We start from the raw sequence: 20,424 nt of genomic DNA on the forward strand, positions 1-20,424 counted from the left end.
AACGAAGACGGTAATAAGCATGAATCTTCACGAGTATCAGGGTAAGCAGCTGTTCGCTGAGTACGGCCTGCCAGTATCCACCGGTTACGCGGTAGACACCCCGGAAGCAGCAGCAGAAGCTTGCGACAAAATCGGCGGCAGCGAATGGGTTGTCAAAGCCCAGGTTCACGCCGGTGGTCGCGGTAAAGCGGGCGGCGTAAAGCTGGTTCGCAGCAAAGAAGACGCTAAAGCATTCGCACAGCAGTGGCTGGGCAAGCGTCTGGTGACTTACCAGACTGACGCCAATGGTCAGCCAGTCACCAAAATCCTGGTTGAATCGTGCACTGATATCGCTAAAGAGCTGTACCTGGGCGCTGTCGTTGACCGTTCGAGCCGTCGCATCGTGTTCATGGCTTCCACCGAAGGTGGCGTGGACATCGAGAAAATCGCTCACGACACCCCTGAGAAAATCCTCAAGGCCACTATCGATCCACTGGTTGGCGCTCAGCCATTCCAGGGTCGCGAGCTGGCATTCCAGCTGGGTCTGGAAGGCAAGCAAGTTGCTCAGTTCGCCAAGATCTTCGTAGGTCTGGCCAAGCTGTTCAAGGATCACGACCTGGCTCTGCTGGAAGTGAACCCGCTGGTGATCAAAGCTGACGGCGATCTGCATTGCCTCGACGCCAAGATCAACATCGACGCCAACGCCATGTACCGTCAGCCTAAGCTGAAGACTTTCCACGATCCGTCGCAAGACGATCCGCGCGAAGCGCACGCTGCCAAGTTCGAACTGAACTACGTAGCACTGGAAGGCAACATCGGTTGCATGGTCAATGGTGCTGGCCTGGCCATGGGTACCATGGACATCGTCAACCTGCATGGCGGCAAACCAGCCAACTTCCTCGACGTGGGCGGCGGTGCAACCAAAGAACGCGTAACCGAAGCGTTCAAGATCATCCTGTCCGACACTAACGTCGCTGCAGTACTGGTCAACATCTTCGGCGGCATCGTTCGTTGCGACATGATTGCCGAAGGCATCATCGGCGCTGTGAAAGAAGTCGGCGTGAAAATCCCGGTTGTTGTTCGCCTTGAAGGCAACAACGCTGAGCTGGGCGCTAAAGTACTGGCAGAAAGCGGTTTGAACATCATCGCTGCTACCAGCCTGACCGACGCTGCTCAACAAGTTGTCAAAGCTGCGGAGGGCAAATAATGAGCGTCCTGATCAATAAAGACACCAAAGTTATCTGCCAGGGTATTACCGGTTCGCAAGGTAGTTTCCACACCCAGCAAGCCATCGAGTACGGCACCAAGATGGTTGGCGGCGTAACTCCAGGCAAAGGCGGCACCGAGCACCTGGGCCTGCCAGTGTTCAACACCGTGAAAGACGCTGTAGCTGCCACTGGCGCCACCGCCAGCGTGATCTACGTTCCAGCTCCTTTCTGCAAGGACTCCATCCTGGAAGCAGCCTTCGGCGGCATCAAGCTGATCGTTTGCATCACTGAAGGCATTCCTACCCTGGACATGCTGGATGCCAAGGTCAAGTGCGACGAGCTGGGTGTAGTCCTGATCGGTCCTAACTGCCCAGGCGTGATCACTCCAGGCGAATGCAAGATCGGCATCATGCCAGGTCACATTCACTTGCCAGGCAAGGTCGGTATCGTTTCCCGTTCCGGCACCCTGACCTACGAAGCTGTGAAGCAGACTACTGACGCCGGTTTCGGTCAGTCGACTTGCGTCGGCATCGGTGGTGACCCGATCCCGGGTTCGAACTTCATCGACATCCTGAAGCTGTTCCAGGAAGACCCGAAGACCGAAGCGATCGTGATGATCGGCGAGATCGGCGGTTCGGCTGAAGAAGAAGCGGCTGCCTACATCAAGGCACACGTGACCAAGCCGGTTGTTTCCTACATCGCTGGTGTGACTGCTCCTCCGGGCAAGCGCATGGGCCATGCTGGCGCAATCATCTCTGGCGGCAAAGGCACTGCAGACGAGAAATTCGCTGCGCTGCAAGACGCAGGCGTTAAAACCGTGCGTTCGCTGGCAGACATCGGCAAGGCCCTGGCCGAGCTGACCGGTTGGGCCGTCAAGTAAGCCTCGCGCTTAACTGACGCTCCACCAAACAAAGGCCACCTTCGGGTGGCCTTTGTCGTTTCCGGGACTTGCGTTGGTCATGACGGAGTTACAGACGACGACGCAATTACATGCAAAAACGCGACGCTGAAATGTCGCGTATCGGATAGTTCGCCCTGTAATAGTGCGTTTGGCAGGCAAATTCGTTAGGCTAGCCGCCATTTTGCGCTTGCGGCCCACAAGGCTGCGGCGCGCTAAACGGGTCAGTCCTATACGGATCGACAGCATTTCCCTCACCCATAAGGGAAATCCCTCTCTAAATTCCGATTCAGTAGTGTGGTATTTCCTTAATGAAAGTGTTGAAAGGCCAGGACATCCTGGCACTGGGCTTCATGACATTTGCCCTGTTCGTCGGGGCCGGCAACATCATCTTCCCACCTATCGTCGGTTTGCAGTCCGGGCCTAATGTCTGGATGGCGGCGCTGGGTTTTCTGATCACCGCAGTCGGTCTGCCGGTGATCACCGTGGTCGCCCTGGCCAAGGTCGGTGGTGCAATGGATGCCTTGAGCAGCCCGATCGGTAAAATCGCCGGTGGCCTGCTGGCAGCCGCGTGCTACCTCGCTGTCGGCCCGTTGTTCGCGACACCACGCACCGCGACCGTGTCGTTCGAAGTGGGTCTGGCGCCGCTGACCGGCGAGAGCCCGCTGGCGCTGTTTCTCTATAGCTCGGTGTACTTCCTGCTGGTGTTCTTCATCTCGCTCTATCCGGGCCGTCTGCTGGACACCGTAGGACGGTTCCTCGCACCGCTGAAGATCATCGCCCTGGCCGTTCTCGGCATCGCAGCGTTCGCGTTGCCGGCCGGTAACATTGGCGTGGCTACCCCTGAATATGTGGCGGCACCGTTCTCCCAGGGCTTCATCAATGGTTACCTGACCATGGATACCCTGGGTGCGCTGGTATTCGGCATTGTCATCGTCAATGCGATCCGCTCCCGTGGCGTGGAATCGCCGGTGTTGATCACCCGTTACGCGATCATCGCCGGGCTGATTGCCGGTGTAGGTCTGGCGCTGGTTTACGTCAGCCTGTTCCGTCTCGGCTCGGGCAGCCATGAAGTGGCCGCCGGTGCCACCAACGGCGCGGCGGTATTGCACGCCTACGTGCAGCACACCTTCGGTTCGCTCGGCAGCGGTTTCCTCGCGGTGCTGATCTCCCTGGCCTGCCTGGTGACTGCGGTCGGTCTGACCTGCGCCTGTGCCGAATACTTCAGCCGTGTGCTGCCACTGTCCTACAAGACACTGGTGATTATCCTGGCCGCGTTCTCCCTGCTGGTGTCCAACCTGGGCCTCACCAAGCTGATTGCGTTCTCGATTCCGGTACTGACCGCCATCTACCCGCCGTGCATCGCCCTGGTGGCCCTGAGCTTCTGCAAGGACTTCTGGCATGAGCAGGGCCGCATCGTCGGTCCGGTGATGCTGGTGTCGTTCATTTTCGGCATGATCGACGCGCTCAAGGGCGCCGGTCTGGCCGACTGGATGCCGGCTCAACTGGCTCACCTGCCGCTGAGCGAGCAGGGCCTGGCTTGGCTGGTGCCGTCGGTCATGACCCTGGCGGTTGCCGTGGTTTGCGACCGTCTGTTGGGCAAGCGCGAAGAAGCGCTGGCTTAAGTCGCTTCATGGCCCGCCACAAGCGGGCTTGAGCTACAAATGGAAATGCCCCGTATCAATCGATACGGGGCATTTTTTTATGCGCGTGATGCAGTGTCTTTTTACTTGGGCTAACGTCGAAGCACTATCCGCAGGTTTCATCATCCACACATCACAAGGAACTGCATGTCGTTCGTCCACGCCAATCTGATTCACATCCTCGCCGCGCTCTGGTTTGTCGTCTGCTGGGGTGGCTACACCCGTTACGCGACATGGAAAGGCCGTGACACCGCATGCCTGGCCAGCGTGCTGCACCTGTATCGCGAAGACTGGATGCGCCGCATGCTGTTGCGCGACAACCGCATCGCCGATGCCAGCGTGATCGGTAACCTGGAGCGCAACGCCTCGTTCTTCGCGTCGAGCACGTTGATTATCCTGGCCGGTATTCTCACGGTGTTGGGTGCGTCCGAAAGAGCCGTGTCGTTGCTGGCGGATATCCCGATGGTGCAGCAGGCTTCCCAAGGCATGTCGGAGATCAAGTTGTTGTGTCTGGCGCTGGTGTTCGTCTATGCATTCTTTACGTTCAGTTGGTGCATGCGTCAGTACAATTTTGCGGCCATTCTCGTGGGTTCTGCACCGATGATTGGTGAGCGGCATGTGTCCGAGCAAGAGCGTAAAGCTTTTGCGTCCCGAGCCGCCCGTGTCATCTCCATGGCGGCCAACCAGTTCAACTTCGGTCTGCGTTCCTATTACTTTGGCATGACCATGCTGGCGTGGTTTGTCAGCCCCTGGTTGTTCATGTTGATGAGCGCCGGTGTTGTGTTTGTGTTGTATCGTCGCGAGTTTCACTCCGACGTTCTTGACGTGATGGTCTATACCCCAACAGAGGCGCCATTGCCTGAGCTGAACAAAGAGGCGGCTTGATGAGTATTCCGTTCTGGTGTGTGTTTATCAGTGCCTTGTTGATTTTCGTGGCGCGCATGCCGGTGGCCAAGGCGATGAAAGAGCAGGGCGGTTACAACAATCACCTGCCGCGTCAACAACAGGCGCAACTCACAGGTTTCGGCGCCCGCGCATTGGCGGCCCACCAGAACAGTTTCGAGGCGTTCATTTTGTTTGCGGTCGGGGTGTTGATGGCGCACACCACGCAAACGGCGGGATGGTTGATCGATACGCTGGCGATCATCTTCGTGATCGCGCGCGTTATCTACTTGCTGTGTTATTGGGCTGATCTGGCCTGGCAGCGAAGTCTGGTGTGGTTCGTCGGATTAGTGTGTTCGTTGTTGCTGATGATTAGTCCGACTTTTAGGACTGTTTTGCTCTAAGGGCGCGTTTCGAACAAAATTTCAGATAAAAGAAAACCCGCACTTGGCGGGTTTTCTTTTATCACTAAAAACGCATTTAGTTTTTAGGGGCTTCCGGCGCGGCTTCTTTTGCCGCTGCTGCGTTCGATTCAGTCTGAGCTTTGGCAGCTTCAGCGTTTTCTTTTGCTGCTTCGTTCACTTTATCCTGAGCTTCGCTCATTTTTTCCTGAGCTTGCTCTGTATGTTGGGTGGCTTCTTGAGCTTTGTCCTCGGATTTTTTACCGCAGGCGGCGAGACCGAGGGAAGCGGTCAACATCAAGGCAATAGCTAAAGTCTTACGCATGGGGTGTTTCTCCTGATGGAAAATATTTACTGGCCTTTCGAGCACAGCGACCAGGGTTAAGTTCCTTAAATCATTCAGATATATAAGTTTGTTTTGCTACGGAACTTTTACTTAAGAGCCTGCTACTTTTCCCGGACACTAAGGAGCGTTTTATCAAATGGCCGAAAACGCCGTTTTTGAACGTGCGACGCGGTTCCTGTCTGCGTTGCGCCATTGCCAGGTACTCGGTATGCGCGTTCACAGCGCCAGCAGCGAGGGGTTGACGGTGATTCTGCCGTACAGCCCACAGATCGTCGGCAACCCGCAAACCGGGGTGATTCATGGCGGTGCACTGACCTCGCTGATGGACACCGCCTGCGGCATGGCCACTCTCTGCGTGCTGCCCGAGTTCGAAGTCTGCCCGACGCTCGACCTGCGCATCGACTACATGCATGCCGCCGAGCCGCACAAGGACGTGTACGGCTTCGCCCAATGCTACCGAGTGACCACCGATGTGATCTTCGCGCGTGGTTTTGCCTATCAGGACAACCCCGAACAGCCCATCGCGCATGTGGTGGGCACCTTTATGCGTATGGGCAAGGGCGTCAAAGGCACTAAAAGCTTCGGCGGTGTCATTGCTGGAGGTGCGAAATGACTGACACGTTCAAGGAGCAGCTTCAACAAGCTCATGTGCAGGGGGACTATGCCTCGCTGCTGCAATTGATTCCCTACGCCGAGCTGATCGGCGTCGAATGTTCGCGGGTAGGAGATGAGCTTCTATTTCGTCTGCCGGCCAACAAGGACAACATTGGAAATCCTTTATTGCCGGCGATACATGGTGGGGTGATTGCCGGGTTCATGGAGCTCTCAGCAGCGTTGCACCTGCTGATTTTCACCGGGTCGCCCGGTGTACCAAAGATTATCGACTTTTCCCTCGACTACCTGCGCACGGGGCAGTTTCGCGATACCTGGGCCAGATGCCAGGTTTGTCGACAGGGCCGGCGGGTAGCAAACGTGGCGATTACCGCCTGGCAGAGTACTGAGGCCGAGCCCATTGCTACAGCCCGAGCTCACTTCAAAATCGAAGAGCCCTTGAAATCCTGATCTCAGCCCCCAACTCTGAGGACAACCCGCCGCCGACCCTCAAGGTCGCGGCCACTGCCATCTGATTGGAGTTTGATGACCATGAGTGTGGAAACTCAAAAGGAAACCCTGGGCTTCCAGACCGAGGTGAAGCAGCTGCTGCACCTCATGATCCATTCGCTGTATTCCAACAAGGAAATCTTCCTTCGCGAATTGATCTCGAACGCCTCTGACGCTGTCGATAAATTACGTTTTGAAGCGCTGGCCAAGCCTGAATTGCTGGAAGGCGGCGCTGAACTGAAAATCCGTGTGAGCTTCGACAAGGACGCTAAAACCGTCACCCTCGAAGACAACGGCATCGGCATGAGCCGTGAAGATGCGGTCACTCACCTGGGCACCATCGCCAAGTCCGGCACCGCCGATTTCATGAAGCACCTGTCTGGCGATCAGAAAAAAGACTCGCACCTGATCGGTCAATTCGGTGTTGGTTTCTATTCGGCGTTCATCGTCGCCGATAAAGTTGACGTATTCAGCCGCCGTGCCGGCCTCGCCGCCAGCGAAGGTGTGCACTGGTCGTCCAAGGGCGAAGGCGAATTCGAAATCGCCACCGTCGAGAAAGCTGATCGCGGCACCCGCATCGTTCTGCACCTGAAATCCGGTGAAGACGAATTCGCCGATGGCTGGCGTCTGCGCAATATCATCAAGAAGTACTCCGACCACATCGCCTTGCCGATCGAGTTGCCGAAAGAAGTGGCAGCCGCTGAAGGTGAAGAGAAGCCCGCCGTTGAGTGGGAAACCGTCAACCGCGCCAGCGCCCTGTGGACTCGTCCTCGCACTGAAGTGAAGGACGAGGAATACCAGGAGTTTTATAAGCACGTTGCTCACGATTTCGAGAACCCGCTGAGCTGGAGCCACAACAAGGTCGAAGGCAAGCTCGAGTACACCTCGCTGCTTTATGTGCCGACCCGTGCTCCGTTCGACCTGTACCAGCGTGAAGCGCCGAAAGGCCTGAAGCTGTACGTGCAGCGTGTGTTCGTCATGGATCAGGCCGAGTCCTTCCTGCCGCTGTACCTGCGCTTTATCAAAGGCGTGGTCGACTCCAACGACCTGTCGCTGAACGTGTCGCGGGAAATCCTGCAGAAAGACCCGATCATCGACTCCATGAAATCGGCGCTGACCAAGCGCGTTCTGGACATGCTGGAAAAACTGGCGAAGAACGAGCCTGAGCAATACAAAGGTTTCTGGAAGAACTTCGGTCAGGTCATGAAAGAAGGCCCGGCAGAAGACTTCGCCAACAAAGAAAAAATTGCCAGCCTGCTGCGTTTTGCGTCCACTCAGGGCGACGACGGCGAGCAGGTTGTGGGTCTGGCCGACTACCTGGCCCGCGCCAAGGAAGGTCAGGACAAGATCTACTACCTGACCGGCGAAACCTACGCGCAAGTCAAAAACAGCCCGCACCTGGAAGTCTTCCGCAAGAAAGGCATCGAAGTGCTGCTGCTGACCGACCGCATTGACGAGTGGCTGATGAGCTATCTCAGCGACTTCGACGGCAAGAGCTTTGTCGACGTGGCACGCGGTGACCTGGACCTCGGCAACCTGGATTCGGAAGAAGACAAGAAAGCCGCGGAAGAAGTCGCCAAGTCCAAAGAAGGCCTGGTTGAGCGTCTCAAGACCGCTTTGGGTGAGTCCGTTGCTGAAGTGCGGGTTTCCCACCGCCTGACCGATTCCCCGGCGATTCTGGCCATCGGCGAGCAAGACCTGGGCCTGCAAATGCGTCAGATCCTGGAAGCCAGCGGTCAGAAGGTTCCGGATTCGAAACCGATCTTCGAATTCAACCCGTCTCACCCGCTGATCGAGAAACTCGACAACGAGCAGAGCGACCAGCGCTTCGCCGACCTGTCGCACATTCTGTTCGATCAGGCGGCCCTGGCGGCCGGCGACAGCTTGAAAGACCCGGCGGCTTATGTGCGCCGACTGAACAAGCTGTTGGTTGAACTGTCGGTTTAACCAAGTTGTATAAAAACCCGCTTCGGCGGGTTTTTTCATTCTGGTGCTTTTTAACTGGGGGTCAGTCATGAGCCAAATCACTGTTCGATCCGTCGCCTATCAGATTGACGGCCAATCGTATGAAAGCCGTCTGGCCTTCGATGCTGACCTTAAAGGCCCGCGTCCGGGTCTGTTGATGGCGCCGAACTGGATGGGCGTCAGCTTTGGCGCCGAGGAGATTGCCAAATCTGTGGCATCCAAGGGCTATGTGGTGCTTATCGCCGACTTGTACGGGCAATCGGTTCGTCCGCAGAACGGCGACGAAGCAGGCGCGGCGATGATGCCGTTGAAGAATGATCGCGCCTTGCTGCGCAAGCGCATGCAGGCGGCCTTCGAACAACTGCAAGGGCAGGGCGAGGCGGCGGTCGATACCTCGAAACTGGCGAGCTTTGGTTTCTGCTTCGGTGGTTGCTGCGCGCTGGAGTTGGCGCGTAGCGGTGCGCCGGTGAAAGCGGCGGTGTCGTTCCACGGCACGCTGGATACGCCGAACATGAACGATGCGAAAAACATCAAGGGTTCGGTGTTGGTGCTGCATGGCGCTGCCGATCCGTTGGTACCGAAAGAGCAGCTGCCGGCGTTTGAAGCTGAGATGAATGCCGCCGGTGTGGATTGGCAATTGCTGAGCTATGGCGGCGCGGTGCATTCGTTCACCGACCCGCATGCCAACGTGCCGGGCATGATGATGTATGACGCGAAAACCGCGGCTCGCGCGTTCACGTCGATGCATAACTTGCTGGATGAAGTGTTCAAGGGCTGATTGCTGCCCTCGGTTCGGACACTGATCGTTCCCACGCAGAGCGTGGGAACGATTAGCCGATCAGTTACAGGGGCGTTGGCGGGCTTCGGTGTTTCGGCAACTCAATCCGCTCACTTTCCCCCGGCACCGTCGGCCAATCCCCGGCTGCCCAGCGCCGACGTGCTTCATCAATCAATGCTGGATCACTGGCCACGAAATTCCAGTTGATCCGTCGTGGCCCGTCCAGTGGCGCTCCGCCAAACAGCACGGCATGGCAGTCGCTCTCGGCAAGCAGCGTCATTTCTTCCCCGGCCGGCAGCACCACTAGCGTGTAGGGCTCCAGCAGCTCGCCATCAAGCTGCGCCTCGCCGCTCAACACATACAACGCCCGTTCTTCATGCTCGGTGGGAATCAGCAGTGTGGTCGCCGTTTGCAGGTTCAATTCGGCGTACAGCGTAGGGGAAAGCACCGGGATCGGCGATTCGAGGCAAAAGCCTGATCCTGCAATCATCCGTATCTTCACGCCAAGGTTATCGCTGACGGGCAGCGTAGCAGCCGGATGGTGGCTGTAGTGTCCCGGGCCGTGTTCATGATCCTTGGGCGAGGCCAGCCAGATCTGTAAACCGTGCATCGTAAAGCCGCTGTTCTTCAATGCTTCGGGCGTGCGTTCGACGTGGGCAATCGCACTGCCGGCGGTCATCCAGCTGACATCGCCGGCATTCACCACCTGATCGGAACCGAGGCTGTCCTTGTGCTGGATTTGCCCTTCGAACAGGTAGGTGAGGGTGGACAGCCCGATGTGCGGATGCTGACGGATGTTCATGCCTTTGCCCGGTGGATAACGGGTTTCGAGCATGTGGTCGAAAAACACGAAGGGCCCGACGTTGCGGCATTTGGCTGACGGCAAAGGGCGAAGGATCGGCTGGCCCTCGACATCTTCGGCGCGGGGGCGGATCACGAGCGGAGTGTTCATGGTGCATTCCAGGCTAAGCGGGTGACGCAGGGAGCATAACCCGCTTGCACAGCCGTTGCCGCTATTGGCTGAAGGCGCCTTCGGACAGATGAGTCTCGATGCTGACTTCAGAGGTGGTCATCAGCTTGTGTACTGGGCAGCGGTCGGCCACGCGGTGCAGCTCGTCGCGCTGGGCATCGGTGAGTACGCCCTTGAGCGTGAGTTTGACGTGCAGGGCATATTTGCCTTTCTGCTCTTCACTGTTGTCGCGCTTGACCTCGACCCCGACGCCGGTCAGTGGAATGCCCTTCTTCTTCGCATACAGTTTCAGGGTCAGAGCCTTGCAGGCGCCGAGGGCAGCGTCGAAATAGTCGTGGGGCTCTGGCGCGGTGCCTTCGCCACCGGACGACTTGGGAACATCGGCAAACAGTTCATGGTCATCGATCTGGACGCTGTGACGAAAACCTTCGGCGGAGACAGTATTGACGGTAACAGTCATGGGAAACCTCGCGGGGATCAGGAAAAAGTCATTCGATCAAAAAAGACCTTGAATTTATAGAGCCTTCCTTCAAGTTCGCGTTCCACTTTCTTGCACGATGCTGCCTCCTTCCCATGCATCGTGCGTTGATCGCTCCCGCCCAAGCAAACGCCAGACGAAAAAAAGCCCCGCGTTTGCGAGGCTTTCATGAAGGTCAGGATCAGCTGCCTTTGACCGTCTTGCCGTTGACCGTACCGTCGAGGAGCATGATGTTGTACTCCTTGCCGTCGGTTTCGACTTGTTGCAGACGGACCAGCAGGTAATCCCAATCCTTGGCGAACCACAGCACGGTGATGCGCTTGCTTTGTGTTGGATCGCGTACGCGCTCGACCTTGATCGCATCGATCTGGCCGGCCTTGGTATCGACTTTCTCCGAACCCAGCACGCGGAAGTCATAAGTATCGACTTCGCCGTCATCGACGACCTGATAGCTCATGCTTTTCTTGCCGGCGGCGACGTCATGCTGCAGCGCCAGTTGATAGGTGGACTTGTCGACCATGCCGCGGTTGAGCGGGAGCTTGACGGCGTCACCGCGATCGATGCCGGTGACCATCTTGTTGGTCCAGTCGAAGTCCAGATCAGCCTTCTTGGCTTTGCCCAGACCACCGCGTTCAAAGTGGTAGGACTGCGGCAGCAGCGTGTCCTTGTCCAGGGTCAGGGTGCTTTCTTCGGTCAGGCTGGCGATCATCATCGACGCCTTGAAGCTGAGTTTCCAGACGCCGTTGGCTTCCTTGGTCAGGCTGCGTTCGGCGGTGCCGCTCATGGGCAGTTGCTTCCAGTCGGCGGTGTAGCTGGCGGAGAAGGGTTGAAGGTCCGCGGCCTGCGCAAACGGCAGGGCGAGCAGAGCGCAAGCGAAGAGCAGGGCACGACGCATAAAATCTCCTAGGTTCGAATCAAGTGGCCGCTGGCCGCGAGTAACTGTCCGTCCAGTAAAGCACCTTGTTCGCCGAGTGATAAACGGCCTTCGGCAAACCAGCGTACGGCCATCGGGTAGATCAGGTGTTCCTGGGTATGGACTCGCTGCGCCAGACTCTGCGGCGAGTCGTGCAACTCTACCGGTATTACTGCCTGTACGACCAGTGGTCCGCCATCGAGTTCCTCGGTGACGAAGTGCACGGAGCAGCCATGTTCCGTATCGCCGGCCTCCAGCGCGCGCTGATGAGTGTGTAACCCTTTGTATTTGGGCAGCAGCGAGGGATGGATATTGAGCAGGCGACCCTGATAGTGGCGCACGAAGCCAGCGCTGAGAATGCGCATGAAGCCGGCCAGTACCACAAGTTTGGGGTTGAAGGCGTCGATCAGCTCGATCAGCGCGGCATCGAAGGCCTCGCGACCTTCGAAAGCCTTGTGATCCAGGGTGCGGGTGTCGATACCCGCATCCCTGGCCCGTTGCAGGCCGTAGGCGTCGGCGCGGTTGGAAATCACCGCAGCAATGCGGGCCGGGCTGTCGCCGGTCCGCGTGCTGTCGATCAAGGCCTGCAAGTTACTGCCGGTGCCGGACAGCAGCACCACCACATCACAGGTCTGGGACATTAATGAGCCTTGAGGTTCTTCAGTTCGACCTGAGCCGCGCCTTCGGCAGCGGTGGCGATCTGACCGATGACCCATGGCTGCTCACCGGCTTCACGCAGGACGTTCAGCGCGGTTTCAACGTGCTCCTGGCTAACGCAGATGACCATGCCGACGCCGCAGTTCAGTACGCGGTGCATTTCGGTTTCGTCGACGTTGCCTTTCTCTTGCAGCCAGTCGAACACCGCCGGGCGGGTCCAGCTCGCGACGTCAACCACCGCTTGAGCGCCTTTTGGCAGCACGCGCGGAATGTTGTCCAGCAGGCCGCCACCGGTGATGTGGGCCATGGCCTTGACGGCGCCGGTGTCCTTGATCAGCTTGAGCAGCGGCTTCACGTAGATACGGGTCGGAGCCATCAGCAGGTCGGTCAGCGGTTTGCCGTCGAGCTGGATGTTCTCGATGTCGGAACCCGACACTTCAATGATCTTGCGGATCAGCGAGTAGCCGTTGGAGTGCGGGCCGGAAGAAGGCAGGGCGAGCAGGGCATCGCCGGCAGCGACTTTCGAACCGTCGATGATTTCGGATTTTTCCACGACACCGACGCAGAAGCCGGCCAGGTCGTAATCTTCGCCTTCGTACATGCCAGGCATTTCAGCGGTTTCACCGCCGACCAGGGAGCAGCCGGACAGTTCGCAGCCGGCGCCGATGCCGGTCACAACCTGAGCAGCGGTGTCGACGTTCAATTTGCCGGTGGCGTAGTAGTCGAGGAAGAACAGCGGCTCGGCGCCGCAGACCACCAGGTCGTTCACGCACATGGCCACCAGGTCGATGCCGATGCTGTCGTGCTTGTTCAGGTTCAGCGCCAGACGCAGCTTGGTGCCGACGCCGTCAGTGCCCGAGACCAGCACCGGTTGTTTGTAACCGGCCGGGATTTCGCAGAGGGCGCCAAAACCGCCCAGGCCGCCCATGACTTCCGGGCGCGCAGTGCGCTTGGCGACGCTCTTGATGCGTTCGACCAATGCTTCACCGGCGTCGATGTCTACACCGGCGTCTTTGTAGCTCAGGGAGGGTTGCTTGCTCATGATCCAGGCCTTTAGGGGGGGATTCAGGGGTAACGACCGAGTCCAGCGGGGGAACGCCGAAATCGATGGGGCGATTGCCTCACGCGAGTTTCAGAGTGCCCGGCTGTTGCCGGTCTGCGAAGGCGCGCGATTTTATCAGGCTTGAGGGGCAGCGGCCATCCTCGTACCGACGGGCAGGGGCATATCGCGTTAAAAAAAACTGATATTGCCCGTGTTGGTGGCGCTCCACATGGTTGTATAAGGTACGACGTTAACCGTCTATCGTTATGACAGTGCGAAAACTTACCGTGATCGTATGAATGTTTTGCTTGGGTGTGTGGTCACAGCCCTGGCTCTATCATCTTCATGCGGTCTGTTCCAACCGCTCTTGTCGTCAGGAATCTTTCATGCGTTTTCTTAAATTCTTGTTCGTGGGCTGTTTATCCGTGGCCAGCCTGACCAGCCATGCAGAAACCGTCAAAGGCCTCTATCAAGTGCGCCAACCGGTCAGCGGCCAGACGCCAGAGGCGCGCGATCAGGCGACTCAGCAAGCGCTGGAAACGCTGGTGTTGCGTCTGACCGGCGATCCCAAGGCGGCGCAGAGCCCTGGTCTGGCGGCCGTGCGCAAAGACCCTCAGCAGATCATCAGTCAGTTCGGCTACGACGCCGGGCCGCCGGAAGTATTGAAAGTCGATTTCGATCCGACCACAACCGAGCAGGCCTTGCGTCGTGCCGGATTGCCTGTGTGGGGAGCCGATCGGCCGTCGATTCTCGGCTGGTGGTTGAATGACTCCACCGAAGGTTCGAGCCTGGTCGGCGACGGTCAGGCGAGCGCTGCGCCGCTGCGTCGGGCGGCTCAGCACCGTGGCCTGCCGCTGCGTTTGCCGTTGGCGGATCTGAATGAACAGATTGTCGCCACGGCGCCGAATCTGGAAGGTGCGGACCCAGCGCCGCTGCGTACTGCCTCCGACCGTTACAATGCCGATGCCTTGCTGGCGGTGCATGCCCGTGAAGAAGGGGGGCAATGGCAAGCCAAGTGGCGTCTGTGGCTGGGCGATCAGAAAGAGGCCGGTAGCGTGCAGGGTGCCGATACCGCCGCTGTGGCCGATGCGGTGATGCTGGCGGTCAGCCAACGCCTGGCGCCGCGTTTTGTCGCCAAGCCGGGTGCATCGGGCGAGCAATTGTTGGAAGTGCAGGGCATGAATCTGGAGCGTTATGCGACGCTTGGGCGTTTGCTGGAGCCCTTTGGTGCGCGTTTGCTAAGTGTCGATGGCGACCGCGTGGTTTATCGCGTCAATGGCAGCGCGGATCAGCTGCGAGCTCAGTTGTCTCTGGCGCAATTGCAGGAAGTTCCGGCCGGTCAGGCACCGGTCCCTGCTCAGCCCGTGGCTGCTGGTACGGCGCCGGCCGCAACGCCAGCCACGGCACCGACGCCGCAGTTACATTTCCGTTGGTGAGTTTTTTCTTTATATAGAAGCAGGAGTGGTACATGGCCGATACGCGGCGTTGGTTCTGGCTCGGTGGGGTGGTCCTGCTTTGCGCGTTTGTTTACCTGTTGCATCCGATCCTGACGCCGTTCCTGGTGGCGCTGTTGCTGGCCTATCTGTTCGACCCGCTGGTGGATCGGCTGGAGAAGCTCGGCTTGTCCCGGACATGGGGCGTGGTGGCGGTGTTCGCGTTGTTCACGATGGTCCTAACCACGCTGTTGTTGGTGTTGGTGCCGATGCTCGCCAAGCAGCTGTTTCGCTTGTATGAACTGGCGCCGCAGATGCTCGACTGGTTGCAGCACACTGCGTTGCCGTGGGCGCAATCGAAGCTGGGCTTGTCGGAAGGCTTCTGGAAGTTCGACAAACTCAAGGCGGCGATCAGCGAGCACATGGGCCAGACCACCGACATTGTCGGCGTGGTGCTGAGTCAGGCGACGGCTTCAGGCCTTGCGCTGATTGGCTGGCTGGCCAATCTGGTGCTGATCCCGGTGGTGAGTTTTTATCTGCTGCGCGACTGGGACCTGATGATGGCCAAGATCCGCAGCCTGTTGCCACGTAATCGTGAGGAGCGCGTGATGTCCCTGGCCGGGGAGTGTCATGAAGTGCTTGGGGCGTTCGTGCGCGGACAGTTGCTGGTGATGCTGGCACTGGGTGTGATCTACGCCGCTGGCTTGATGATCGTCGGGCTGGAGCTGGGGCTGCTGATCGGTCTGATTGCCGGTCTGGCGGCGATCGTGCCGTACATGGGGTTTGTCATCGGGATTGGCGCGGCGTTGATTGCCGGTCTGTTCCAGTTCGGCGGCGATCTGTATCCCATGGTCGGTATCGTCGCGGTGTTCATGGTCGGCCAGGCGCTGGAAGGCATGGTTCTGACGCCGTTGCTGGTGGGCGACCGGATTGGCTTGCACCCGGTGGCGGTGATCTTCGCGATTCTGGCCGGCGGCGAGCTGTTCGGTTTTACCGGTGTGCTGCTGGCATTGCCGGTGGCGGCGGTGATCATGGTCCTGGTGCGCCATGTGCATGATTTGTATAAAGATTCGGATATCTATGGCGGCGTCGATGACCCTGAGCTGTAAGGCTTCTTGATCGCTCGTCGCGGGCAGCCTGGTTTCACGCCGGGTTTGCCCGTATCCCTCGCGCAGCTGTCACATGCACCGCCAAAGAAACTGTCATAAAACCAGCATGTTAACGCAAACCTTTGATTTTGCTTGTGGTCTGTCGCATTGTGCCGTCAGCTTCACGGGTATAAACTTCGCAAACTTTACACAGAGGCCACTAACGGTTCCTTTGGAACTGTTCAGTCAGCATGAAACCGATTCAGCTGCCCCTAGGTGTGCGTCTGCGTGATGACGCCACCTTTATCAATTACTACCCAGGCGCCAATGCCGCTGCACTCGGCTATGTCGAGCGGCTGTGCGAAGCCGACGCCGGCTGGACGGAAAGCCTGATTTACCTCTGGGGCAAGCACGGGGTGGGGCGCACGCATTTGTTGCAGGCGGCTTGCCTGCGTTTCGAGCAGATGGGTGAACCGGCGGTGTATCTGCCGCTGGCCGAGTTGATGGACCGTGGCATCGAAATCCTCGACAACCTCGAACAATACGAACTGGTTTGCCTGGACGATTTGCAGGCGGTCGCCGGAAAAGCTGATTGGGAAGAGGCGTTGTTCCATCTGTTCAATCGTCTACGTGACAGCGGTCGGCGTCTGCTGATCGCCGCCTCGACATCCCCGCGCGAACTGCCGGTGAAACTGGCGGACCTCAAGTCTCGGCTGACACTGGCGCTCATCTTCCAGATGCGTCCGCTCTCTGACGAAGACAAATTGCGTGCCTTGCAGTTGCGCGCTTCCCGTCGTGGACTGCACCTGACTGACGAAGTCGGGCATTTTATTTTGACTCGCGGTACCCGCAGCATGAGTGCACTTTTCGAGCTGCTTGAACGCCTCGATCAGGCCTCCCTTCAAGCTCAGCGCAAGCTGACAATCCCGTTCCTGAAAGAGACGTTGGGCTGGTAAAGGCCAGGTTTTTCGCGGGTTCCGGCATATTCCAGGCGTCAACAAATCCGCTTTCCTGCAGGGGGCAGGCTGCGCAAAGGTTCAAAATGGGCTTAAGCGCTTAGATGGAAACGAGAAACCGATAAGTCACATAAAGATCGATTGAATTTGCAAATGAGATCGATAGCGGGCATAGTCTCGGCTTCTTTACAACTATCAGCCACGGTCGTGCCCATGCTAAATCGCTTCGCACCCCTCGTGCCTCTCGCACTCGTCACCCTGTTGTTCGGTTGCGCTGCTCACTCTCCAGTGTCCCAGCAAGAGCCACAGCATCAGGTTTCAAATTCAGTTACCGCACAGTCTTCTTCCGTTCTTTTCCAGGAAGAGCTGGCAACCAATAAAGAACTGGCAGACTTCGCCGGCGGCAAGTCGTACCAGCTTCCGGTTCTGGCCGACAGCATTCTCGAACGTGGCATGTCCCTGATCGGTACCCGTTACCGTTTCGGCGGCACCTCCGAGGCTGGCTTTGACTGCAGCGGTTTCATCGGTTATCTGTTTCGTGAAGAGGCTGGCATGAACCTGCCGCGCTCCACTCGCGAAATGATCAACGTTGACGCTCCGCTGGTGGCTCGCAGCGCCCTCAAGCCGGGTGACCTGCTGTTCTTCGCCACCAATGGCCGTCGCGGTCGTGTCAGTCACGCCGGGATCTACGTGGGTGACAACCAGTTCATCCACTCCAGCAGCCGCAAAAGCGGTGGTGTCCGGGTCGATAGCCTGGGCGACAGCTACTGGAGCAAGACCTTCATCGAAGCCAAGCGTGCACTCGCAATGGCACCGGCTGCAGCGCCTATCGTCACTGCGCGCAAATAAGCGGACAGTTTACAAGGCGAACTTAAAGTCTTACTTGAAGTTTGCCGCGTAGCCGCTAGAATCCTGATCTATTATTGATGGCAAACCGCCTGCGTTCTGCGCAGGCGGTTTTCTTTTCTGCCTTAGTGGCAGAAAAAAGCCGCAGCCAGATCAGGATGTTCTGCTTATGACGATGTCGGCCCGCCTCGCACTCATGTTCTTCGCAGCGCTGCTCAGCGCCTGCGCCAGCCGCACACCGCCATCTGCGCCGGTGGTTCGCGCACCGATTGTTTTCGGTTCTCCCCAAGCCTTTTCCCCTGCGGCAGAAGACGTGTTGTTTCGCGCGCTCGGTCTGGTGGGGACGCCTTATCGTTGGGGCGGCAACACGCCGGATTCCGGGTTCGATTGCAGCGGTTTGATCGGTTACGTCTATCGCGATGTCGCAGGCATTTCCTTGCCGCGGTCCACACGCGAGATGATCGGCATGCAGGCTCCCAACGTCGGCAAGGAAGGCCTGCAAACCGGCGACCTGATTTTCTTCGCCACCAATGGTGGCTCTCAGGTCAGTCATGCCGGGATCTATGTCGGCGAAGGGCGCTTCGTTCATGCGCCAGCCACGGGCGGCACGGTCAAACTGGACAGCCTGTCCAAAGCTTATTGGCAGAAAGCCTATCTGAGCGCCAAGCGCGTCTTGCAACCTGAACACTTGGCACATAATCCCTAGGGGTTTGTCATGATCGCTCTGGCGGAGTTGTAGGAGCGAGGCTTGCCCGCGAAGGCGGCAGCACAGTCAACATTGATATCGACTGACACACCGCTTTCGCGGGCAAGCCTCGCTCTTACGGACAGACTTTACTTGGCCGCGGAAACGCGCCACACCTTGTTCCCCACATCATCCGCCACCAGCAAGCCGCCCTGCTGATCGATCACCACGCCCACCGGCCGACCCATGGCTTTTCCCTCGTCGTTGAGGAAGCCGGTAAGCACATCCAGCGGCTGCCCGCTCGGTTTGCCGGCGCTGAACGGCACGAAAATCACTTTGTAGCCGCTGTGCGGTTTGCGGTTCCACGAGCCATGCTGGCCGATAAAGGCACCTTGGGTGAACGGAGCGGGCAACTTGCTGCCTTCGGCGAACGTCAGGCCCAGCGATGCGGTATGGGGCCCCACTGCGTAGTCCGGTGCAATGGCCTTGGCGACCAGATCTGGGTTTTGTGGTTCGACGCGAACATCGACATGCTGACCGTAATAGCTGTAAGGCCAGCCATAGAACCCGCCGTCCTTCACTGAAGTGATGTAGTCCGGCACCAGGTCGCTGCCGATTTCATCCCGCTCGTTGACGGCGGTCCACAGTGCGCCGCTCTGAGGCTCCCAGGCCAGGCCGTTCGGGTTGCGAATCCCCGAGGCGAAGATTCGATGGTTGCCGGTGGCGCGATCCACTTCCCAGATCGCCGCGCGACCTTCCTCCTGATCCATGCCGTTTTCGCCGACGTTGCTGTTCGAGCCCACGGTGACGTACAGCTTGCTGCCGTCCTTGCTGGCGATGACATTTTTGGTCCAGTGGTGATTGCGCGTGCCGCCCGGCAAATCGACTACTTTGATTGGCTGCGACTTGATCGCTGTCTCGCCGTTTTCATAGTGAAAGCGCAGCAAGCGGTCGGTGTCGGTGACATACAGGTCATTGCCGACCAGGGTCATGCCGAAAGGCGAGTTGAGGTTTTCCAGGAACACCGTGCGGGTTTCGGCGACGCCGTCGTGGTCCTTGTCCCGCAGCAGAGTAATGCGGTTCGGGCTGGGGACGCCGGCACCGGCGCGGCCCATGACTTTGCCCATGATCCAGCCGCGAATGCCTTTGCTGTCATCGGATTTGGCCGGCGCGTTGGTTTCGGCCACCAGTACGTCACCGTTGGGCAGCACGTAGAGCCAGCGCGGATGCTCGAGGCCTTCGGCAAACGCTACTACTTGAGTGCCTGCGGCGGCGACGGGCTTTTTACCTTGAGGCCAGCCGATCGCCGGGGCGATGTTCACCGTCGGGATCAGAGTTTTGTTCGGTTCCGGCAGCTTGGGCGACGGTCCGGTGCCGTCCGAGACTTGCAGGCTGGAGGTTTCACCACAGGCGGCGAGCCCTCCGGCGAGCGCGATGATGAACACGAGCTGGGGTTTGCGCATTACTGATTTTCCCTATGAATGCATTGACGTAATCATAGAGAAGCGTAAACACCCGATGGTTCAACCGGTCAGCCGCGGGCTTCCTTGAACAGCACGGCGATCCCCGGATGGTAATTGCCGGCTTCATTGCGCAACTTGCGGTAGGCGTAAGGGAAATACCAGGCCACCGCGCAGGTGTGTTCCTTTTGCAGGTCGTCGAGCATGTCCTGGAGTTCTTCCGGGGTGGCGCTGTGCTGGGCTTTTTGTGGGGCGACAAACAGGCAGCCGAGTTTCAGGTCGCTGGCGTAGCTGATGCGCTTCGCGTCGCTGGTGATGTCCGCCAGTGCCTGCGTCAGGTTCAAGCTATTGACCCGTGGCCAGCGCTGGGTGGCCTGCAGGTACGCGCGTTCTTCGCTGGTGGCGATAAATAGATCGGCGCGGGCGTTGCGTTCGCCTTCTTCGGTCTGTTTGCGCGACGGTGTTTGCTGCAGCGTGACCATTTCCGCCATCCAGGCTGCGGCAGAGAGCAGGCCGAGGTTGGCGTTTTCGTCGTACCAGTAAGGCGTATCGTTATCGCCGCGCACGGCGTTGTAGCGGTCGATACAGTCAAACCAGCGTTCCAGGACCGGGCGCAGGAATTCCAGCTTCGGATTGCTGATGATCATGCCTTGCATGTGGCTCACCCTTGTTATTGTGTTATGAGGTTGTGGCTC

22 protein-coding genes are annotated in these 20,424 nt (G+C 58.5%); 14 read left to right on the plus strand and 8 right to left on the minus strand.

The annotated features are described in order from the left end of the window. The first annotated feature begins 19 nt into the window (after positions 1–19). The 5 genes from sucC to AC30D7_RS16550 all read left to right on the plus strand — a co-directional run bounded on the left by sucC (position 20) and on the right by AC30D7_RS16550 (position 5,014). Positions 20–1,186, plus strand: a complete 1,167-nt coding sequence (gene sucC, locus AC30D7_RS16530; RefSeq protein ID WP_007919879.1) for an ADP-forming succinate--CoA ligase subunit beta — start codon at positions 20–22, stop codon at positions 1,184–1,186. Continuing rightward, entirely contained in the window at positions 1,186–2,067 is an 882-nt protein-coding gene (gene sucD, locus AC30D7_RS16535) for a succinate--CoA ligase subunit alpha (protein ID WP_007919877.1), read from the plus strand. The genes sucC and sucD overlap by 1 nt, the downstream gene beginning before the upstream one ends. Before the next feature lie 329 nt (positions 2,068–2,396). Continuing rightward, entirely contained in the window at positions 2,397–3,710 is a 1,314-nt protein-coding gene (gene brnQ / locus AC30D7_RS16540; protein ID WP_019648153.1) for a branched-chain amino acid transport system II carrier protein, read from the plus strand. 165 nt (positions 3,711–3,875) lie between these two features. Further along, positions 3,876–4,613 carry a DUF599 domain-containing protein gene (locus AC30D7_RS16545; RefSeq protein WP_105339790.1) on the plus strand — a complete coding sequence of 246 codons (738 nt, stop codon included), beginning with the start codon at positions 3,876–3,878 and terminating at the stop codon, positions 4,611–4,613. Continuing rightward, complete coding sequence (locus AC30D7_RS16550; protein WP_490134774.1) at positions 4,613–5,014, plus strand: MAPEG family protein; 402 nt, start codon at positions 4,613–4,615, stop codon at positions 5,012–5,014. The genes AC30D7_RS16545 and AC30D7_RS16550 overlap by 1 nt, the downstream gene beginning before the upstream one ends. A gap of 76 nt (positions 5,015–5,090) precedes the next feature. On the opposite strand, the gene AC30D7_RS16555 is transcribed toward AC30D7_RS16550, so the two are convergent. Beyond that, entirely contained in the window at positions 5,091–5,336 is a 246-nt protein-coding gene (locus AC30D7_RS16555; RefSeq protein ID WP_490134775.1) for a hypothetical protein, read from the minus strand. 157 nt (positions 5,337–5,493) lie between these two features. Between AC30D7_RS16555 and AC30D7_RS16560 the strand changes: the two genes are divergently transcribed. The 4 genes from AC30D7_RS16560 to AC30D7_RS16575 all read left to right on the plus strand — a co-directional run bounded on the left by AC30D7_RS16560 (position 5,494) and on the right by AC30D7_RS16575 (position 9,201). Then, on the plus strand, positions 5,494–5,970 hold the full coding sequence (locus AC30D7_RS16560) for a PaaI family thioesterase (protein ID WP_490134776.1): 477 nt from the start codon (positions 5,494–5,496) through the stop codon (positions 5,968–5,970). Next, positions 5,967–6,419, plus strand: coding sequence for a PaaI family thioesterase (locus AC30D7_RS16565; protein ID WP_490134777.1), 453 nt, complete (start codon positions 5,967–5,969; stop codon positions 6,417–6,419). The genes AC30D7_RS16560 and AC30D7_RS16565 overlap by 4 nt, the downstream gene beginning before the upstream one ends. An 81-nt stretch (positions 6,420–6,500) precedes the next feature. Beyond that, the gene (htpG, locus tag AC30D7_RS16570; RefSeq protein ID WP_490134778.1) at positions 6,501–8,405 is read left to right on the plus strand and encodes a molecular chaperone HtpG; all 1,905 of its coding nucleotides are present in this window, start codon (positions 6,501–6,503) and stop codon (positions 8,403–8,405) included. Between the two features lie 67 nt (positions 8,406–8,472). After that, on the plus strand, positions 8,473–9,201 hold the full coding sequence (locus tag AC30D7_RS16575; protein ID WP_490134779.1) for a dienelactone hydrolase family protein: 729 nt from the start codon (positions 8,473–8,475) through the stop codon (positions 9,199–9,201). Between the two features lie 64 nt (positions 9,202–9,265). Here AC30D7_RS16575 and AC30D7_RS16580 read toward each other — a convergent pair whose 3' ends face one another. From AC30D7_RS16580 to purM, 5 genes are all read right to left on the minus strand, one after another. Continuing rightward, a complete protein-coding gene (locus AC30D7_RS16580; RefSeq protein WP_490134780.1) occupies positions 9,266–10,153 on the minus strand; it encodes a pirin family protein in 888 nt (295 codons plus the stop codon). A 61-nt stretch (positions 10,154–10,214) separates the two neighbouring features. Continuing rightward, complete coding sequence (locus AC30D7_RS16585; RefSeq protein ID WP_007936063.1) at positions 10,215–10,631, minus strand: OsmC family protein; 417 nt, start codon at positions 10,629–10,631, stop codon at positions 10,215–10,217. A gap of 199 nt (positions 10,632–10,830) precedes the next feature. Further along, positions 10,831–11,544, minus strand: coding sequence for a DUF3108 domain-containing protein (locus AC30D7_RS16590; RefSeq protein ID WP_490134781.1), 714 nt, complete (start codon positions 11,542–11,544; stop codon positions 10,831–10,833). Between the two features lie 8 nt (positions 11,545–11,552). Beyond that, a complete protein-coding gene (gene purN / locus AC30D7_RS16595; RefSeq protein ID WP_008013876.1) occupies positions 11,553–12,203 on the minus strand; it encodes a phosphoribosylglycinamide formyltransferase in 651 nt (216 codons plus the stop codon). Beyond that, a complete protein-coding gene (purM, locus tag AC30D7_RS16600) occupies positions 12,203–13,261 on the minus strand; it encodes a phosphoribosylformylglycinamidine cyclo-ligase (RefSeq protein ID WP_019579631.1) in 1,059 nt (352 codons plus the stop codon). The genes purN and purM overlap by 1 nt, the downstream gene beginning before the upstream one ends. A 386-nt stretch (positions 13,262–13,647) precedes the next feature. On the opposite strand from purM, the gene AC30D7_RS16605 reads away from it, so the two are divergent. The 5 genes from AC30D7_RS16605 to AC30D7_RS16625 all read left to right on the plus strand — a co-directional run bounded on the left by AC30D7_RS16605 (position 13,648) and on the right by AC30D7_RS16625 (position 18,290). Continuing rightward, positions 13,648–14,697 carry a DUF2066 domain-containing protein gene (locus AC30D7_RS16605; protein WP_490134782.1) on the plus strand — a complete coding sequence of 350 codons (1,050 nt, stop codon included), beginning with the start codon at positions 13,648–13,650 and terminating at the stop codon, positions 14,695–14,697. 32 nt (positions 14,698–14,729) lie between these two features. After that, positions 14,730–15,803, plus strand: coding sequence for an AI-2E family transporter (locus AC30D7_RS16610; RefSeq protein WP_490134783.1), 1,074 nt, complete (start codon positions 14,730–14,732; stop codon positions 15,801–15,803). Positions 15,804–16,033: 230 nt separating this feature from the next. Continuing rightward, complete coding sequence (gene hda / locus AC30D7_RS16615) at positions 16,034–16,738, plus strand: DnaA regulatory inactivator Hda (protein ID WP_007936072.1); 705 nt, start codon at positions 16,034–16,036, stop codon at positions 16,736–16,738. A 213-nt stretch (positions 16,739–16,951) separates the two neighbouring features. After that, positions 16,952–17,587: a C40 family peptidase gene (locus AC30D7_RS16620; RefSeq protein WP_019579634.1), complete on the plus strand. Its 636-nt coding sequence runs from the start codon at positions 16,952–16,954 to the stop codon at positions 17,585–17,587. A 166-nt stretch (positions 17,588–17,753) separates the two neighbouring features. Further along, a complete protein-coding gene (locus tag AC30D7_RS16625) occupies positions 17,754–18,290 on the plus strand; it encodes a C40 family peptidase (RefSeq protein ID WP_490134784.1) in 537 nt (178 codons plus the stop codon). A gap of 128 nt (positions 18,291–18,418) precedes the next feature. Here AC30D7_RS16625 and AC30D7_RS16630 read toward each other — a convergent pair whose 3' ends face one another. Further along, complete coding sequence (locus AC30D7_RS16630; protein WP_490134785.1) at positions 18,419–19,732, minus strand: PQQ-dependent sugar dehydrogenase; 1,314 nt, start codon at positions 19,730–19,732, stop codon at positions 18,419–18,421. A gap of 68 nt (positions 19,733–19,800) precedes the next feature. Next, entirely contained in the window at positions 19,801–20,385 is a 585-nt protein-coding gene (locus tag AC30D7_RS16635; protein ID WP_019579637.1) for a hypothetical protein, read from the minus strand. Positions 20,386–20,424 lie beyond the last annotated feature (39 nt).

The organism is Pseudomonas sp. DF5 (genome assembly GCF_058148225.1).

Bases quoted from the DNA above. Each gene is read 5' to 3' on its own strand.
- sucC (WP_007919879.1), top strand. From the start codon at position 20: ATGAATCTTCACGAGTATCAGGGTAAGCAGCTGTTCGCTGAGTACGGC.
- sucD (WP_007919877.1), top strand. From the start codon at position 1,186: ATGAGCGTCCTGATCAATAAAGACACCAAAGTTATCTGCCAGGGTATT.
- brnQ (WP_019648153.1), top strand. From the start codon at position 2,397: ATGAAAGTGTTGAAAGGCCAGGACATCCTGGCACTGGGCTTCATGACA.
- AC30D7_RS16545 (WP_105339790.1), top strand. From the start codon at position 3,876: ATGTCGTTCGTCCACGCCAATCTGATTCACATCCTCGCCGCGCTCTGG.
- AC30D7_RS16550 (WP_490134774.1), top strand. From the start codon at position 4,613: ATGAGTATTCCGTTCTGGTGTGTGTTTATCAGTGCCTTGTTGATTTTC.
- AC30D7_RS16555 (WP_490134775.1), bottom strand. From the start codon at position 5,336: ATGCGTAAGACTTTAGCTATTGCCTTGATGTTGACCGCTTCCCTCGGT.
- AC30D7_RS16560 (WP_490134776.1), top strand. From the start codon at position 5,494: ATGGCCGAAAACGCCGTTTTTGAACGTGCGACGCGGTTCCTGTCTGCG.
- AC30D7_RS16565 (WP_490134777.1), top strand. From the start codon at position 5,967: ATGACTGACACGTTCAAGGAGCAGCTTCAACAAGCTCATGTGCAGGGG.
- htpG (WP_490134778.1), top strand. From the start codon at position 6,501: ATGAGTGTGGAAACTCAAAAGGAAACCCTGGGCTTCCAGACCGAGGTG.
- AC30D7_RS16575 (WP_490134779.1), top strand. From the start codon at position 8,473: ATGAGCCAAATCACTGTTCGATCCGTCGCCTATCAGATTGACGGCCAA.
- AC30D7_RS16580 (WP_490134780.1), bottom strand. From the start codon at position 10,153: ATGAACACTCCGCTCGTGATCCGCCCCCGCGCCGAAGATGTCGAGGGC.
- AC30D7_RS16585 (WP_007936063.1), bottom strand. From the start codon at position 10,631: ATGACTGTTACCGTCAATACTGTCTCCGCCGAAGGTTTTCGTCACAGC.
- AC30D7_RS16590 (WP_490134781.1), bottom strand. From the start codon at position 11,544: ATGCGTCGTGCCCTGCTCTTCGCTTGCGCTCTGCTCGCCCTGCCGTTT.
- purN (WP_008013876.1), bottom strand. From the start codon at position 12,203: ATGTCCCAGACCTGTGATGTGGTGGTGCTGCTGTCCGGCACCGGCAGT.
- purM (WP_019579631.1), bottom strand. From the start codon at position 13,261: ATGAGCAAGCAACCCTCCCTGAGCTACAAAGACGCCGGTGTAGACATC.
- AC30D7_RS16605 (WP_490134782.1), top strand. From the start codon at position 13,648: ATGCGTTTTCTTAAATTCTTGTTCGTGGGCTGTTTATCCGTGGCCAGC.
- AC30D7_RS16610 (WP_490134783.1), top strand. From the start codon at position 14,730: ATGGCCGATACGCGGCGTTGGTTCTGGCTCGGTGGGGTGGTCCTGCTT.
- hda (WP_007936072.1), top strand. From the start codon at position 16,034: ATGAAACCGATTCAGCTGCCCCTAGGTGTGCGTCTGCGTGATGACGCC.
- AC30D7_RS16620 (WP_019579634.1), top strand. From the start codon at position 16,952: ATGCTAAATCGCTTCGCACCCCTCGTGCCTCTCGCACTCGTCACCCTG.
- AC30D7_RS16625 (WP_490134784.1), top strand. From the start codon at position 17,754: ATGACGATGTCGGCCCGCCTCGCACTCATGTTCTTCGCAGCGCTGCTC.
- AC30D7_RS16630 (WP_490134785.1), bottom strand. From the start codon at position 19,732: ATGCGCAAACCCCAGCTCGTGTTCATCATCGCGCTCGCCGGAGGGCTC.
- AC30D7_RS16635 (WP_019579637.1), bottom strand. From the start codon at position 20,385: ATGCAAGGCATGATCATCAGCAATCCGAAGCTGGAATTCCTGCGCCCG.